At 43.6% G+C, this 16,370-nt stretch carries 20 protein-coding genes; 10 read left to right on the top strand and 10 right to left on the bottom strand.

The features are described 5' to 3' along the window. Positions 1-69 precede the first annotated feature (69 nt). From hemH to htpG, 3 genes are all read right to left on the bottom strand, one after another. Positions 70-1,032, bottom strand: a complete 963-nt coding sequence (gene hemH, locus L1D22_RS03970; protein ID WP_239828781.1) for a ferrochelatase — start codon at positions 1,030-1,032, stop codon at positions 70-72. A gap of 279 nt (positions 1,033-1,311) precedes the next feature. Continuing rightward, positions 1,312-1,956: an adenylate kinase gene (gene adk / locus L1D22_RS03965; RefSeq protein ID WP_048660860.1), complete on the bottom strand. Its 645-nt coding sequence runs from the start codon at positions 1,954-1,956 to the stop codon at positions 1,312-1,314. A gap of 388 nt (positions 1,957-2,344) precedes the next feature. Continuing rightward, positions 2,345-4,249: a molecular chaperone HtpG gene (htpG, locus tag L1D22_RS03960; RefSeq protein ID WP_239828780.1), complete on the bottom strand. Its 1,905-nt coding sequence runs from the start codon at positions 4,247-4,249 to the stop codon at positions 2,345-2,347. Between the two features lie 271 nt (positions 4,250-4,520). On the opposite strand from htpG, the gene L1D22_RS03955 reads away from it, so the two are divergent. From L1D22_RS03955 to L1D22_RS03940, 4 genes are all read left to right on the top strand, one after another. Beyond that, complete coding sequence (locus tag L1D22_RS03955; protein ID WP_239828779.1) at positions 4,521-5,432, top strand: transcriptional regulator; 912 nt, start codon at positions 4,521-4,523, stop codon at positions 5,430-5,432. Position 5,433: 1 nt separating this feature from the next. Then, on the top strand, positions 5,434-5,949 hold the full coding sequence (locus tag L1D22_RS03950; RefSeq protein ID WP_239828778.1) for a regulatory protein ToxS: 516 nt from the start codon (positions 5,434-5,436) through the stop codon (positions 5,947-5,949). A gap of 115 nt (positions 5,950-6,064) precedes the next feature. Beyond that, the gene (locus tag L1D22_RS03945; protein ID WP_239828777.1) at positions 6,065-6,820 is read left to right on the top strand and encodes a sulfite exporter TauE/SafE family protein; all 756 of its coding nucleotides are present in this window, start codon (positions 6,065-6,067) and stop codon (positions 6,818-6,820) included. Positions 6,821-6,838: 18 nt separating this feature from the next. Further along, positions 6,839-7,150: a SelT/SelW/SelH family protein gene (locus L1D22_RS03940; RefSeq protein ID WP_239828776.1), complete on the top strand. Its 312-nt coding sequence runs from the start codon at positions 6,839-6,841 to the stop codon at positions 7,148-7,150. A 23-nt stretch (positions 7,151-7,173) separates the two neighbouring features. On the opposite strand, the gene yfcE is transcribed toward L1D22_RS03940, so the two are convergent. Genes yfcE through L1D22_RS03915 form a run of 5 tightly spaced genes read right to left on the bottom strand, consistent with a single transcriptional unit; the run spans position 7,174 to position 10,036 of the window. Continuing rightward, a complete protein-coding gene (gene yfcE, locus L1D22_RS03935; RefSeq protein WP_161752329.1) occupies positions 7,174-7,719 on the bottom strand; it encodes a phosphodiesterase in 546 nt (181 codons plus the stop codon). 47 nt (positions 7,720-7,766) lie between these two features. Continuing rightward, a complete protein-coding gene (locus L1D22_RS03930; protein WP_239828775.1) occupies positions 7,767-8,174 on the bottom strand; it encodes a CBS domain-containing protein in 408 nt (135 codons plus the stop codon). Beyond that, on the bottom strand, positions 8,171-8,521 hold the full coding sequence (locus L1D22_RS03925; RefSeq protein ID WP_146490385.1) for a P-II family nitrogen regulator: 351 nt from the start codon (positions 8,519-8,521) through the stop codon (positions 8,171-8,173). Before L1D22_RS03925 ends, L1D22_RS03930 begins: the two co-directional genes overlap by 4 nt. After that, a complete protein-coding gene (locus L1D22_RS03920; RefSeq protein ID WP_239828774.1) occupies positions 8,511-9,305 on the bottom strand; it encodes a DUF1538 domain-containing protein in 795 nt (264 codons plus the stop codon). Before L1D22_RS03920 ends, L1D22_RS03925 begins: the two co-directional genes overlap by 11 nt. Beyond that, the gene (locus tag L1D22_RS03915) at positions 9,302-10,036 is read right to left on the bottom strand and encodes a DUF1538 domain-containing protein (protein WP_239828773.1); all 735 of its coding nucleotides are present in this window, start codon (positions 10,034-10,036) and stop codon (positions 9,302-9,304) included. Before L1D22_RS03915 ends, L1D22_RS03920 begins: the two co-directional genes overlap by 4 nt. Before the next feature lie 289 nt (positions 10,037-10,325). On the opposite strand from L1D22_RS03915, the gene L1D22_RS03910 reads away from it, so the two are divergent. From L1D22_RS03910 to L1D22_RS03890, 5 genes are all read left to right on the top strand, one after another. Continuing rightward, the gene (locus L1D22_RS03910; protein ID WP_239828772.1) at positions 10,326-11,240 is read left to right on the top strand and encodes a TIGR01777 family oxidoreductase; all 915 of its coding nucleotides are present in this window, start codon (positions 10,326-10,328) and stop codon (positions 11,238-11,240) included. Between the two features lie 43 nt (positions 11,241-11,283). After that, positions 11,284-12,111: an SDR family oxidoreductase gene (locus tag L1D22_RS03905; RefSeq protein ID WP_239828771.1), complete on the top strand. Its 828-nt coding sequence runs from the start codon at positions 11,284-11,286 to the stop codon at positions 12,109-12,111. A gap of 398 nt (positions 12,112-12,509) precedes the next feature. Further along, positions 12,510-13,364 carry a co-chaperone YbbN gene (locus L1D22_RS03900; protein ID WP_239828770.1) on the top strand — a complete coding sequence of 285 codons (855 nt, stop codon included), beginning with the start codon at positions 12,510-12,512 and terminating at the stop codon, positions 13,362-13,364. Between the two features lie 209 nt (positions 13,365-13,573). After that, the gene (locus L1D22_RS03895; protein WP_239828769.1) at positions 13,574-14,503 is read left to right on the top strand and encodes an SPFH domain-containing protein; all 930 of its coding nucleotides are present in this window, start codon (positions 13,574-13,576) and stop codon (positions 14,501-14,503) included. Positions 14,504-14,506: 3 nt separating this feature from the next. Further along, positions 14,507-14,959, top strand: coding sequence for an NfeD family protein (locus L1D22_RS03890; protein WP_239828768.1), 453 nt, complete (start codon positions 14,507-14,509; stop codon positions 14,957-14,959). Between the two features lie 35 nt (positions 14,960-14,994). Here L1D22_RS03890 and cueR read toward each other — a convergent pair whose 3' ends face one another. Further along, the gene (gene cueR, locus L1D22_RS03885) at positions 14,995-15,390 is read right to left on the bottom strand and encodes a Cu(I)-responsive transcriptional regulator (protein ID WP_239828767.1); all 396 of its coding nucleotides are present in this window, start codon (positions 15,388-15,390) and stop codon (positions 14,995-14,997) included. Between the two features lie 350 nt (positions 15,391-15,740). Here cueR and L1D22_RS03880 point away from each other — a divergent pair, with 350 nt between their 5' ends. Further along, entirely contained in the window at positions 15,741-15,917 is a 177-nt protein-coding gene (locus L1D22_RS03880) for a hypothetical protein (protein ID WP_171308861.1), read from the top strand. 36 nt (positions 15,918-15,953) lie between these two features. Here L1D22_RS03880 and L1D22_RS03875 read toward each other — a convergent pair whose 3' ends face one another. Further along, positions 15,954-16,319, bottom strand: a complete 366-nt coding sequence (locus tag L1D22_RS03875; RefSeq protein ID WP_239828766.1) for a DUF2799 domain-containing protein — start codon at positions 16,317-16,319, stop codon at positions 15,954-15,956. Positions 16,320-16,370: the final 51 nt, after the last annotated feature.

Below are 16,370 nucleotides of genomic sequence, written 5' to 3'. Positions count from 1 at the left end.
GAAACATCAAGATCAAAAAGGGCTGCTCAATGAGCAGCCCTTTTGTTATCTATTCAATCGACACATCACTTAGCGATGAAGCGCTACCAGTTCAGCCATCATGTCGATATGCGAGTCTCTATCATTAAGACACATAATGTAGCTAAAGTCTGAGCCACCAGCTTCAATAAAGGTCTCTTTACACTGATCTGAAATCTCTTCCAGTGTTTCCAAGCAATCCACCGAGAATGCAGGAGCCATGATATCAATCTTCTTAATACCTTTTCCTGGCAATGACTCTAGCGTTTCGTCTGTGTAAGGCTTCAACCACTCCTCTCGACCAAATCGAGATTGGTAGGTCATGGTAATGTCTTCTTCAGATAAACCTAGCTCTGCTGCAAGGAGTTTTGTCGTTGCTTCACAGTGTTGTGGATAGATATCGCCTTCATCAGCTAAGCGCTTCGGAATGCCGTGGAACGAACAAACCAAGTGATCGGCTCTGCCATTTTGATCCCAATGACTGCGAACGCTTTCAGCCAGTGCTTTGGCATAGCTCGGATGTGAGTAGTAATCACGAATAAAGCGATAGCTTGGAATTACAGGCATCTGCTTAAAAGCTTTGGTTAAGCCATCAGAAACAGCTGCTGTCGTTGTACCTGAGTACTGAGGGTACAAAGGCAATACAATGATCTCTTCTACACCCTGCTCCATCAGTTGTTCGATACCCGTCTTAAGGCTTGGGTTACCATAGGTCATTCCCAATGCAACCGGCATCTCTAATTTTTTCTCTAGCTTTTCCGCTTGTCTCTGCGAGTAAACAAGCAGTGGTGAGCCATCATCCATCCAAACCGACTGATACAACTTCGCGACCTTAGGTGAACGAATAGGAAGAATCACCCCATGCAGAATAGGACACCAAAGCCAACGAGTTAGGTTCACTACTCGCTTGTCGTGCAAGAACTCACTCAAAAATCGACGAACGCCAGCTGGGGTCGCAGAATCTGGCGTACCTAAGTTCACCAGTAAAACGCCCTGCTTTTTATTATTTTCCATAGATACCTGAGACCAATATGTGATTTTCTGGAAAGTAATATACTAATCTTCATAAGTTTAAGATCATTGCTTCCCACTAAATGCCTGAATAATCATTCTTTAAATGGGATATCGCAACATCTACTCTCGATTGTGAGCCACCTTCATCAAAAACGGTTTCATCTTGAATGATGTGTAATCGAATTATCTAGATTGGTATCGTACTAAAAATTGAAACAAAAAAAGCGCCCCTTAAGGTCGCTTCCAATATATCAAATTCTAAAACTGGCTGTTAGCCAATTATGCTAGTGCTTTCTCAAGTTCTGCACTAACTTCAGCAACTTGCTTAGTACCGTCAAACTTAAGGTACTGAGTGTTGCCTGCTTCAGCTTCTTTACCGTAGTAAGAGATAAGCGGAGCTGTTTGATCGTGGTATACGCCTAGACGTGCACGAACTGTTTCTTCTTTGTCGTCATCACGTACAACTAGCTCTTCGCCAGTTACGTCATCTTTACCTTCTTCTTTAGGCGGGTTGTACACAGTGTGGTATGTACGGCCTGAAGGAAGGTGAGCACGACGACCAGCCATACGCTCAACAATCACATCGTCAGCTACGTCGAATTCAACAACGTAATCAACAGCGATGCCCATTTCTTTTAGGCCATCAGCTTGTGGGATTGTGCGTGGGAAACCGTCTAGTAGGAAACCTTTCTCACAGTCATCTTGAGCGATACGCTCTTTGATAAGACCAAGGATAATTTCATCAGAAACTAGCTGACCAGCGTCGATTACTGATTTTGCTTGCTTACCAAGCTCAGTACCCGCTTTGATAGCAGCACGTAGCATGTCACCAGTTGAAATTTGAGGGATACCAAATTTGTTCATGATGAAGTTAGCTTGAGTACCTTTACCCGCGCCAGGAGCACCTAGAAGAATGATGCGCATGTTTAATCCTCTTATAAAATTATGATTTATACCGAAGCTCACTATCCCACCTTCCTCGTTCATATTTAAGATAAACAGGAAAAGTTAGGTAACAGCTGAGGTTAAGCAAAACTGTAAACAGAAGCAAAACGGTAAGTTTCGGTATAACGTTTAAAAATCATACAACTGGAAGGAATGAGTTCCTAGCTCCAGCTGATTAGGTCGAGCATTCTATCACATTAATATTCAATTTGGCTGAATTTACGACTAAAGAATGTATCGGCAACATTTGTTGTGACGATAACGGTGACGTTGACCACGTTTAATAGATTTTCAGCGACGTTCATAAAAAAAGCCCGCATTTGCGAGCTTTTTATTACAATTATTGGCTTAACCTAAAGTCGAAAGACTAACGCTTTGTCAGTAGCTCGTTGATTGCACCCAAGAATTGTGACGGATCTTCCATTGAGCCCTTTTCAGCCAGCATCGCTTGACCAAGTAGCAACTCAACCCAACGACCAAACGCTTGCTCGTCTGCTTCGTCTGCCATCTGTTTAACCAGAGCGTGCTCAGGGTTAATCTCGAAGATGTACTTCACTTCAGGTGCCGCTTGACCCGCAGCTTCAAGAAGCTTAGCCATTTGCGTACCCATTTCGAAGTCGTCAGTTACAACAACAGCCGGTGTTGTTGCTAACTTGAATGTAGTGCGAACTTCTTTAACACGACCACCTAGGTAAGATTGAGTGCGCTCTACAACAGACTTGAACTCTTCTTCCGTCTCTTTCTGCTTCTCTTTCTCTTCTTCACCTTCAAACTTGCTTAGATCTAGGCCCGCTTTGGTTATCGATTGGAACTGCTTGCCATCAAAATCAGTTAGGTAGTTCATTACGTACTCATCAATGCGATCGTACATTAGAACCACTTCAATACCTTTTGCTTTGAACTGCTCCAAGTGCGGGCTGTTCTTAGCTGCAGCGTAGCTATCTGCTGTTAGGTAATAGATCTTATCTTGGCCTTCTTTCATGCGCCCAACGTAAGATTCTAGGCTGATAGTTTGTTCAGCTGAATCCACTTCTGTTGATGAGAAACGAAGTAGACCCGCGATCTTCTCTTTGTTCGCCATGTCTTCAGCTGGGCCTTCTTTCATTACTAGGCCAAACTCTTTCCAAAACTCTAAGTACTTGTCGTTGTCGTTCTTCGCCATGCGCTCAAGCATAGTTAGAACACGCTTAGTACATGCGCCACGAAGAGACTGAGTCACCTTGTTATCTTGCAGGATTTCACGCGACACGTTCAGAGGCAGATCGTTTGAATCTATCAAGCCGCGAACAAAACGCATGTAAGATGGCATGAACTGTTCAGCATCGTCCATGATGAATACACGCTGTACATAAAGCTTTAAGCCGCTCTTATGGTCACGATTCATCATGTCCCAAGGTGCTTTAGCTGGGATGTAAAGCAGGCTTGTGTAGTCGTTCTTACCTTCAACCTTGTTGTGGCTCCACGTCAGTGGATCAGCAAAGTCGTGAGATACGTGCTTGTAAAACTCTTGGTACTCTTCTTTCTCGATATCAGATTTGTTACGAGTCCAAAGCGCTTGCGCCTTGTTAATCTGTTCCCAATGCTTCTCTTCGGTGTCTTTACCTTCGTCATCTTTCACTGCTGTGAAGATAGAAACAGGGATACCGATGTGATCAGAGTACTTACCGATCACTTCACGCAGGCGCCATTCGTTTAAGAACTCTTTACCGTCTTCACGCATGTGCAGAATGATGTCGGTACCGCGAGATTCTTTGGTGATATCCTCGATGGTGTAATCGCCTTCGCCAGCAGAGTGCCATTGAACGGCTTCATTGCTTGCTAGGCCAGCTGCACGAGTGCGAACGGTTACCGCATCTGCAACGATGAATGCAGAATAGAAACCAACACCAAATTGACCAATCAATTGAGAGTCTTTGCTTTGGTCTTCAGACAGTTTTGAGAAAAAGTCTGCAGTGCCTGATTTAGCAATCGTACCTAAATGCTCAATAACGTTGTCACGGCTCATACCGATACCGTTATCAGAAATCGTTAAGGTGTTTGCTTCAGCGTTGAATGAAAGTTTCACACCTAAATCAGCATCACCTTGGTAAAGGTCACCATTAGATAGGGCTTGAAAACGCAGCTTGTCAGCCGCGTCAGATGCGTTAGAGATCAGCTCACGTAGGAAGATTTCTTTATTTGAATACAGTGAGTGAATCATTAGATGAAGTAGTTGTTTTACTTCAGATTGAAAGCCACGAGTCTCTTTATTTTGCGTTGCCGTTTCGCTCATTTTTACTCCAAAACATCTATACTTTATGTTGAATAACCATAGGGGCGTAACACTTGATGCCACTCTTATGTTCATTAACATGAGGATGACAAATGTAAATTCAAGGTCAAAAATCATAAAAACACTGTTTTTTTGATCTGTTTTTATTATCCTTGAGTCTGATAAATATAAAAGAACATAAAAGAAGCCATGATTTGGTGAAGAATTAACTGAACTTCACCTGAGATTTGTCTATTTCGCACCCCAAATCCTCCAAAAGTAGAAGAATTCAATGAGCAATATCGGCACAAAGTTTATTCTCGCACAGCGGTTTGTCTTCGATCCAAACAGCAACTCACTTGTTGACCAAATGAGCGACGGAGAAGTCGTACGCCTTGGCAGCAATGAAAGCCGCATTCTCTTGATGCTGTCGGAAAGACCCAATGAAGTTATCACTCGTAATGAATTACACGAGTATGTTTGGCGAGACCAAGGCTTTGAGGTTGATGACTCTAGCTTAACGCAAGCTGTATCAACACTAAGAAAGATGCTGAAAGATTCGACCAAATCCCCAGAATTCGTAAAGACAGTGCCTAAACGCGGTTATCAATTCATTGCGACCGTTGAGCGCTCTGCACCACTTTCATCAAATGATCAGCCAGTAGCTGCTGAAATTGCCGAAAATGACGTAGAACCTATCTTGACGTTTGCAACGCCTGCAGCGACTGAAGAAACGGTTACTGAAACGGTTGAGTCAGAGCCAGTAGCAAAGGTTCAAGAAACCAATGTCGAAGCTGAACCAACACGAGCTCCTGCTGCAGCTCCAGCTAAAAGCACAAATAAGTGGTTAACGTTTTGGTTGCTACTTATTGCTTTCATCATGCCGATTCTCGTTTTAACGTTTACTAACCCGGCAGAATCCGAGTTCAAAACATTGGCTGAAGTGGATGGCGTAAAGGTTCAATCACCAATCAACCATCCAGATCTTACGAGCTGGCTACCTGCAATTGAGAAATGCGTATTGCGTTACAACACCAATCACACAGGCATGCTAAAGCCGACTGAAGTGATCGCAACAGGTGGCCAAACCAACAACCTTGCTCTCAACTACATTCACCCGCAAGATTACTCAAGCGAGAATGTAACCCTAAGAATTTACGCAAACCAGTCGGATATAAACGACATTTGTAACGGTGGTCAGTAACATGAAATTAAAAGTATCAATTATTTTACTGGCTCTATCTGCATTTTTAAGTGGTTGGTTGTATTGGGGCAGCGATGCAAAAGTAGAGCGCTTGCTCACTCAGCATGAATGGCAATCGAAAATGGTTACGCTGATTAGCGATAACAAGCAAGCGGATTCTATCGGCCCGCTTCGTAAAGTTGAGCTGTCATCAAATGCGAAATACCTACCAAATGGTACATACCTTAGAATGTCAGTGGTTAGACTGTATGGTACTCAAACTGAGCCTGCGAATGTCATCAACATTTCGGAAACGGGTCAGTGGGATATCAACGACAACTACCTATTGGTTTCACCAACAGAGTTTAAAGATGTGACTTCAGCTCAGCGCCAAGATTTTTCGGAAGGACAACTCGAACTTATCACTCAGGTTATAAAAATGGATGCAGAGCAAAGCCGACGCATCGACATCGTTAACCCGAAAGCACTGCTACTGACTAGCTTAAATCACGGTTCAACCGTATTGTTTTCAAACTAACATTGGATAGCTATTTACTGTGTATCAATAGCTGAATACCATGAAGCGGTAAACCAATAGAAAAAGGGGCATGAAGCCCCTTTTTGTTATCTAAAACTTACAAGTACGAAATTCTATGGATTGGATAAACTCACTTGCCCTCTTTTTTGGTTCATTGATCGCCAATACCCTCGCCTCCTTATCGGGTGGTGGTGCCGGACTACTTCAATTCCCACTGCTTATCTTTCTTGGCCTCCCCTTTTCGGTCGCCTTAGCAACACACAAAGTCGCCAGTGTCGCTTTAGGTTTGGGCGCTGCTTATACACATATTAAAGGCGGCACGCTCAGTTGGAGAATTTGTTGCTATCTGATCCTTGTTGGCAGCATCGGCGTTGTTATTGGGGCAAATATCGTGTTACTGATTCCAGATGATATTGCACAAAAACTGCTTGGGGCGATGATCTTAGCGCTTGGCGTCTACTCGCGACTAAAGAAGCAATTGGGACAAGAGGAACAACTCAAAAACCGAGATACCAAAGGTTGGATTATTGGTGGCATTGGGCTCGCGCTCATTGGCATCATCAACGGCTCCCTGACTGCGGGATCTGGACTGTTGGTGACCTTGTTTCTTGTTCGCTGGTTTGGTTTCACTTATAAACAGGCCGTGGCGCTCACCATGATATGTGTTGGCCTGTTCTGGAATGGCATCGGCGGTATCGCAATCGTACAAGCTGGCGCGCCGATATACTGGTTGTGGCTACCTATACTTCTACTTAGCTCATTTATAGGTGGAAGCCTAGGTGCATTTCTTGCCAACCGTTCAAGCAACCAGCTCGTCAAAACTGCTTTTGAAATATTGACGTTTGCCGTCGGTATAAAGCTATTGATTTAGAATTTTAAAGGATTAACTATGAATACGGAATCGAATCCAACCACGACTACAGTATTGAAAGCGACGGTAGCCATACACTATTGCCGTCAATGCAATTGGATGCTTCGCTCAAGCTGGTTGTGTCAAGAATTGCTGCACACCTTTAGTGAGGAGATAGAACAAGTCAGTCTACACCCTGATACGGGCGGACGATTCGAGATCTTTTGTAATGGAACACAGATTTGGGAAAGAAAAGCGGACGGCGGTTTTCCTGAGGCTAAAGTTCTGAAGCAAAGAGTACGAAACATCATAGCTCCAGACAAAGACCTCGGCCACGTAGATTCAAAGTAAAGCTACGCGACCGATTTTATTAATTAAAGCTGACCGCTCACAATTAGGTCACCTTCAAGGCTGATCACTTTGAAGGTGTTGTCTTCATATAGGCCATAGCTTGCTGCGTGCCCTTCTCGTGGGAATGTCACCGAGCTAGGATTGAAAATGAAGATATCATCTTGGTATTCAGCAACTGGGATATGGGTGTGGCCGTGAGCAATAATATCGCCCGCTTTCAGTGCTGGTCGCTTCGTTGTGTTGTACAGGTGACCATGAGTTAAGAAAATACGCTGACCTGACTCAAGCAGTACCCATGAGTAATCCATCATCATTGGGAAAGACAACAGCATCTGATCCACTTCGCTGTCGCAGTTACCACGAACGGCGATGATCTCTTGAGAAAACGCATTCAACTTCTCTGCAACCGCCGGCGGGTTGTATCCCTCTGGAATCGGGTTTCTTGGGCCGTGATTCAGAATGTCACCCAATAAGACCAAATATTGCGCACCAGATGCTTGGTATAGCTCTAATACTTTTTCTGTTGCTGGCAGCGAACCGTGTAGGTCTGAAGCAAAAAATAATTTCACACGTACTTCTCCATAAAATTTATGAGCCTATTGTACGTATCTAACGGCTACACGTCATCTCTCGCCATACCGTTGATCACGATATTATTGTAACTAACCATACCGACTATCTTATGGTCACTGACCACAGGGGCACGACTGATACCAAAACGCTCAAACAAGCGCGCACAATACTTCACATTCATATCGGCAGACACGCTCAAAGCCGGTTTAGTCATGATTTCATAAACGTTAGTACGCTTAGGCGAGCGGTTCTTCGCCAACACTTTCTTAGCGATATCATTCATCAACACGATGCCGTATTCATCGTGCTCATGGCGTTTATCGACGATGATGGCTTTTACTTTGTGCTTTTTTGCCATCTCAATCGCTTCTAACACCGTCGTTAGCCCATCAATAATCACATAAGTGTTAGCCATTACATCGCTTACTCGAATTGTCTCACCCGTATTCATAGCTCATCCTCCACAACCTTGGTTAGTGTTTCGACTTGGTGCGCGACCCCGACCGCATCTTCAACATCGATCTGAACAGCAATACCTTGCCCTGACTCTTGGTCGAACTCTCCGACTTCACCGATGGTTTCTAAAATATGTCTCGCCAAATGCTCTTCGACGACAAACAACAACACATCTTTTTGCACCTCCAAGGTTAAGCCAAAGAAGGTGGTTTTTTGGTTTAGACCTTGCCCTCTGGCATTGTTGATCACCGTTGCTCCCGTTGCGCCCGCATCACGCGCGGCATCGAGCACACTGTCTGTCTTGCTCTCTTCTACAAACGCTAAGATAAGTTTAAAGCGCATCTTTGCTCTCCTTAGAGGTGTGTAAACGGTTTAACCATTGTGTTATTTGGGCATAGCCCATCACTGAAATAATCGGAAATAAGCTGGCAAAAGCAATTAAGCCAAAGCCATCAATCACAGGGTTTCGTCCAGGTACAGTTGAAGCGAGGCCTAGCCCTAACGCCGTCACCAATGGAACGGTCACGGTGGATGTCGTCACTCCGCCAGAATCATAGGCCAATGGGATGATCAATTTGGGCGCGTAAAAGGTTTGAATGACCACGACGACATAGCCAAAAATGATGTAGTAATGGATCGGGTCACCAGCAACGATCCGATAGCTTCCAAGCGAGATACCGATAGCCACTCCTAGTGCCACGGCTATTCTCAGCCCATTAACACTGATGCTGCCGCCGGATACTTGATTCGCTTTAATAGCCACCGCAATCAATGAAGGCTCAGCGATCGTGGTACTAAAACCAATACAGAACGCAAAAAGATAAACCCAATAATAATCAAACCAAACCAAACCAAGGCCAGAGCTGATCTTGAACTCAGTCAAAAAGCTTGGTTCTGTGAGTTGCATTGCCATCGTCTCCCCCAAAGGAAACAACGCGAGCTCCAACCCCATCAAGAATAGAGATAAACCTACGATTACGTAAAAGAAACCAATGAGCACTTTGGCTAGGTTATTGACTGGCTTTCGTAATACCGCCAACTGAAAACCGAAGATGATGACCGCAATCGGGATCACATCCATCACAGTGCCTAAAAAAGTGTCGATAAATTGTTGAGCACTGATCATGTCACCACCATCCCATAGACCATGACAAACATCATCGGCAGCAACGAAGCAAACGCGATCAACCCAAAACCATCTATCATCGGATTACGCCCTTTAATTGCAGAGGCTAAACCCACTCCTAATGCGGTCACTAATGGAACGGTGATCGTCGATGTTGTCACTCCACCAGAGTCATACGCAATTCCAATGATGTTTTCAGGAGCGAAAGCAGTGAGCACCACCACACCAATATACCCACCGATGATCATGTACTGAATTGGCCACCCTTTTAAGATGCGCAGCACCCCAAGTAAGATGGCGATACCCACCGACAATGCAACGGTAAAACGCAGACCATCTGCATATTCTTCCATTTCATCTAACGTATTGGGGATAACACCTCCCTCGGCGGCCACTTCCGCAGCTTCAGCCGCCACCGCAGTTAACGCTGGTTCGGCTATGGTGGTACCAAAACCCAAACAAAAAGCAAACGTCAGTAACCAGAACACACTCCCTTTGCGAGCAAAGGCTTGAGCCATAGACTCACCGATTGGGAATAGCCCCATTTCAAGCCCGAAGATAAAGAAGGTCAACCCAAAGACCACAAGCACTAAGCCAGTTAGAATTGATAACAGATGAGGAAGTGGCTCTTGTAAAACAGTAAGCTGGAAGAAAGCGATTACCGCCACTATTGGCAATAGATCCCTCAGGCTACCTAACATGGCTCGAAACAAAGCAAGCACCGCCATCATCGCAATTCCTTGTCGCTGGTTATGAATTAATAATAATCATGGCAAATCCTTATCTTTGCTTATGTGACAAATATTACGCAGTTGGTAACATATCCGAGTAAAATCCATAAGTGTGATAACGGTACACATCTTGGCCAAATGAATTTTATTTCACTCATTCTTTAATTTTAAAAGGCGTAATTTGGGTATCACACGATTGAAACCAACTGATCGTTATAGTGATTTTTTCGTATTGATTGGCGATTAAAAACAAGCCATGTCTATAATTATGTTTAATAAGGAGATTGGTATGAAGATATTGTTAACTGGTGGTACGGGATTTATTGGCTCTGAATTGGTTAAAAGCTGGAACACTGACGATGTGACATTGCTGACGCGGAGCCCTGAAAAAGCAAAGCAAAATCTAAATCACCTGAACCAGAACAACCTTCATTACATTCAATCCCTTGAAGAACTGAGCAATCTTAATGACTTCGATGTGGTGGTTAACCTTGCTGGCGAACCGATAGCCGACAAGCGTTGGAGCGAAGAACAAAAAGAGAGAATCTGCAGTAGCCGCTGGCACATCACAGAAAAGTTGGTCGAGTTAATTCATGCCAGCAGCAACCCACCTGAGGTTTTCATTAGTGGTTCAGCCGTCGGTTATTATGGCGATCAACAACAGCATCCGTTTGATGAATCATTAGAAGTGGATGATGAAAGCTTCCCTCATAAAGTTTGTGCTCACTGGGAAAAGATAGCTAAGCGAGCTCAATCAGATAACACGCGAGTCATACTACTCAGAACGGGGATTGTATTGGGAGAAAATGGCGGCGCACTAAAGAAAATGCTTATGCCTTACAAACTCGGCGTCGGTGGGCCTCTAGGTTCAGGCAAACAGTACATGCCATGGATTCACATGCTGGATATGGTGAGAGCCATTAACCACTTGTTGTCGATTCCTCACGCTCAAGGCGAGTTTAATATGTGCGCGCCGCACCCTGTGACTAACAAACTGTTCAGCAGTACGTTAGCCAAACAATTGGGCCGACCGCATTTCTTGTTCACACCGAAATGGGCAATGTCACTTCTGATGGGAGAATCATCTTGTTTGCTATTTGATAGCATCCGCTCCAAACCAAAGAAGCTCACCGAAATGGGGTTCATCTTTAGTTACTCAAGAATCGAGCCTGCACTAAAAAACTTGTTACAACATCAAGACTAATTCTTTACCCTAGAGTCATAGAGACTCTAATAAAGGATTAAGCGTGAACAAGTCGATTCTTATCACTGGTTGCTCAACGGGTATTGGCTATACATGTGCACATGCACTGCAAAAGCGCGGTTTTCATGTCATTGCATCTTGTCGTGACCCACAAGATGTTCAACGCCTTCAAGACGAAGGTCTCACCTGCATTCAACTCGATCTTTCCAACCAAGAAAGTATTGAACATGGCGCCAAGCTTGCGATTGAACTCGCACCTAATGGATTGTTTGGATTGTTCAACAACGGCGCTTACGGCCAAGCGGGGGCGCTAGAAGACTTACCAACTCAAGGACTCAGAGAGCAATTCGAAACCAACTTCTTCGGCTGGCACCATCTTGTTTGTCAGATCCTCCCACACATGCGTGAGCGTGGCGAAGGACGAATCGTACAAAACAGTTCAGTGTTAGGCTTCGCCGCTATGAAATATCGCGGTGCTTACAACGCTTCAAAATTCGCGATAGAAGGTTGGACTGACACTCTGCGTTTAGAACTGCATGGCAGTGGCGTACACATTTCATTACTTCAACCCGGCCCTATCGAAACCCAGTTTAGAACCAACGCCCTAAAGGCCTTCAATAAGTGGATCAGCATCGAAGGCAGTGTCCATCAAGAAGCTTACCAACAGCAAAAAGACCGACTTGAAAAAGAGTCGTCGAACAACGCTTTTGTTCTGCCTGCTGAAAGCTGCATTGAACCCGTTTTTCACGCGCTGACTGCGAATAAGCCGAAGTTAAGGTATCGAGTGACGACACCAACCAAGGTGTTCGCTGTGTTAAAAAGGCTCCTACCAAGCCGCTTGCTAGACCCTATTTTAAGAAAAGCAGCATAAATTACTAACTTTGAATGCACAGTCGCAAACTTTAATGTAACGATGTAATTTATTCGTAACAATAAAATGTCATGATTTAGCCTATCTCATCAATTATTCCCAATTGATGACGCTACTTCTGGATATTTCATGACTTTAAACCGCCTTAATTGGGTAGGTGTGAGTTTGGCTATTACGTTGTTTATTCTGTTTTGAATATCTCAAGTAATACCTCACTGACCACCTCAATGAGAACGCTGTGTCTTCCGTGTTGAGATAACAACTCTATCAACATCGAAGCATGGCGTTTTTCTATTTTTGGCGCTTTTTATCGGAGATAACTGAGTTAGATCTTGAAGTTACCGACTTCTCACCCCATATTTGCAACGTATCCACAAAACAAACCTCAAGGAACGTAAATGCAATCTCCGCATATTGTTGAACTTAATGAGCAGAACTTTCGTCAAGTATTAGAAGGTTCGATGCAGACCCCTGTACTCATCCATTTTTGGGCACCAATGAGCCAAGAGAGCGCCCAAGTCATTCCTGAACTCCAAACATTAACTCAGCAATACAACGGTGCTTTCACGTTAGCCCTACTGAATTGCGAGCAAGAACAAGCGATTGCTAGCCAATTTGGTGTTCAAGCACTGCCTACGATTGCACTGTTTGTTAACGGTCAACCTGTCGACGGTCTGGGTGGTCCTCAAAGCTTAGACGCGATTGTAGAGATGCTAAGCAAACACCTTCCTAGTCAAGATGAACTCGCACTGCGCCAAGCTCTTGAGTTAATGCAAGCAGGCGATCACACTCAAGCTTTGGCGGCAATGCAACAACTTCCAGCTGAGCTTACAAACAAAGGTGAAGTAAAACTGGCGATAGCAGAGTGTTTATTAGAAACACAACAGTTTGACCTTGCTGAAACTCAGCTAGCAACCATCCCACTTGAATACCAAGACAACTACTACAAAGGCTTAGTTGCGAAGCTGGAACTTCATAAACAGGCAGCAGACAGCCCTGAGATTCAAGCACTAGAATCCGCTCTTCAGCAAAACCCAAGCGATGCTAAAACGGCCTCTGAATTAGCACTGCAATACCACCAAGTGAACCGTAGCGAAGAAGCAATGGATCTACTGTGGTCTTTCCTAGCAAAAGACCTAAATACTCTCGATGGTGACATGAAGAAAGAATTCATGGATATCTTAAGTGCGCTTGGACAAGGTAACGCGGTTGCGAGTAAATACCGTCGACAGTTGTACTCTCTGCTTTACTAGCAATCGTCAACGCCAGTTAAGTTAAGCGTTGTAAAACACTTCGAAAACTAACAATTCAATTAATTAGTTTATCGAATGTAAGAATGCCAAATGGGCCATAAAATCAATATTTTATGGCCCATTTTTCGTTTATAAATTTGCTCCGATTTTAAATATGAGCCAGTATCAACAATGAACTATCAAAAACTTAAACTTGCAAAGGATTTTGTATGGCTATTGATACATTGATTACTATCGGCGTCTTTACCGTCGTCGCACTGCTATTTATTTTCGCTGGAGTAAAAACCGTTCCGCAAGGCAATAACTGGACGGTAGAACGCTTCGGTCGCTACACACATACCCTAAGACCGGGCTTAAACTTGATCATTCCGTTTATTGATAAAGTAGGACAACGCATCAGCATGATGGAGCGTGTTCTCGACATCCCAGCTCAAGAGGTCATCTCTAAAGACAACGCGAACGTCGTTATTGATGCGGTGTGTTTTGTTCAGGTTATCGATGCCCCTAAAGCGGCCTATGAAGTGAACGACCTTGAGCACGCGATTCGTAACTTAACCCTCACCAATATCCGTACTGTACTGGGTTCTATGGAATTGGATGAAATGCTCAGCCAGCGTGACATGATCAATACCAAATTGCTTAACATCGTCGATGAAGCAACTAACCCTTGGGGCGTAAAAGTTACACGTATCGAGATTAAAGACGTACAACCACCCGCCGATCTTACCGCTGCGATGAATGCTCAGATGAAGGCAGAACGAAACAAACGTGCCGATATCTTAGAAGCAGAAGGCGTAAGACAAGCAGAGATCCTAAAAGCAGAAGGTCACAAGCAGTCAGATATCCTGAAAGCAGAAGGTGAAAAACAAGCCGCGATACTTCAAGCAGAAGCTCGTGAACGTGCTGCAGAAGCAGAAGCGAAAGCAACAGAGATGGTATCAACGGCGATTGCTCAAGGTGACATGCAAGCTGTAAACTACTTCATAGCACAAGGCTACACCGACGCACTGAAATCAATTGGTCAAGCAGAAAACGGCAAGATCATCATGCTACCACTTGAAGCAACAGGCCTAATGGGTTCTGTAGCTGGTATTGCAGAGATGTTTGCGCATAAGAATGACAAAGGTAGTAAGGACTAACTTATGGTCGAATTACTAGAACAAGTAAACCACTGGCACTGGCTGGCGTTTGGTCTAGCATTGCTTGCACTTGAACTGGTTGGAACCGCTGGTTACTTTTTATGGATAGGCATATCTGCCATGTTGGTCGGTGTACTTTTGGGTGCCCTACCACTTGGTTGGCAGATGCAATGGTTATCCTTTGCAAGCTTTTCACTTATCACGACTTGGTTGTGGTGGAGAAGACAACTCTCAAATGACAAGCAATCGGATGCAGGGCGAGAGTTAAACCAAAGAGAAAAGCAACTGGTCGGTCAAACAGCTCGAATCGATACTGACATTCAAAAAGGCAAGTGTCGTATCCGTCTAGGTGATACTACGTGGTCAGCTGTTACTGCCCAAGACTTAAAAGCAGGCACAGAGGTAATCGTCACTGCTGTAGATGGCATAGTATTAACGATTACTCCTAAAGAGTAACTCAGCATTCCTTATTAAAGCCATAAGTAACCCACTTATGGCTTTTTCTCTACAAGTGAGTCAATGATCGGGCAATGGCTATTTGAGTCACCTGGACATTGTTCAACCCACTCTTTCAATGTCTTCTGAATTGCCAAAAGATCTTCAATTTTTTTGTTTACTTCTTCCAATTTACTCAGCGCTTTTGCTTTAACATCGGCACTTTCGCGACAAGGATTATCCGCTAATTCAACAAGCGCACGGCACTCATCAAGTGAAAAACCCGCACTTCTCGCTTTCGCAACTATCCCAAGCTCTTTAATCTGCTTCTTGTCGTAGTTTCTATAGCCATTTTCCGAGCGTAAAGGGGCCGTGATAACCCCTTTGTCTTCATAAAGACGAATAGACTTCGTTGATAGATTAGTAAGTTTAGCGGCTTCACTTATGTTCATGATATTACTCTAATAAGCTGATGTATCTTCGGCATTAATTACCTTTGAGGCGCTAGCAAATAGTACACCTAGAACACCTTAATGCATAATAAATATAATTTAAGAAAATAAAGTCTGCCACTTATAACTGTTTTACCTTCAATAAGGTAAATAACCTGTATTTATAGACACTTATCCCAACCAAAAATCAATAAGTTACTGATTGATATATTTAAATTAGCTACTGTTATTTTTCATTGAAAATTTTTATATAACTTTGATCTTTCATTAACCGTATACATAATTGAGTATTAAGCATGACGTTTAAATGCTGTTTATTTATTTTTTGGTAAGTATGAAGGATGGAAAACATGAAACTTTTAACTTTAGCACTAGCTTCAGTATTTATTTTTTCAGCTCCAGTATCTATTGCACAAAACAACGCAGGAAAAGTATTTGGTGCAGGTGTTCAGTGCACATTCAATGACGGAGCGATAAAGCAACTGCCCCGTGAACTGTGCAAAGCATATGGTGGCACACATCAATAATGACAATAGGTAGGTTTAAGTTAATCTTTTCTAAGCCTACCTAAACTTATAGAAATCAGCACCAATAAATGCATCCCAACCTCTTTGCCACTCAGCTTTGATCATCACCTCCTGAGGCATATCGGCACATTGATCCGTGTACCTTGTTCCTTTTATACCTTTTTCAAACGCTTTATAGGGATCGCAAAATTCTAGTTTTCCTTTTTCATAACCAGCAAGATACGCAGGTTCATCAAACTCTACCTTTTCTTTGATATCTTCCAACGAGTCATTATCTATCGTATACCCGTGAGAACCAAAACGCTCACCTTGACCATACCAAAACTCAGACGCTGTTTTCGGTGAAGAAGTACATGCTATCAAACTACAAGCAATTAATGTTACGGGAACAATACGTTTCATAAATATCTCCTAAAAAGCAAAAAAGCCGGGCAAATGCCCAGCTTTGTCTAT

Source organism: Vibrio sp. Isolate34, from assembly GCF_022397915.1.
In the GTDB taxonomy this organism is placed as follows: domain Bacteria; phylum Pseudomonadota; class Gammaproteobacteria; order Enterobacterales; family Vibrionaceae; genus Vibrio.
Note: the sequence above shows the minus strand (reverse complement) of the source record. Positions and strands in the feature narration are given on the sequence as shown.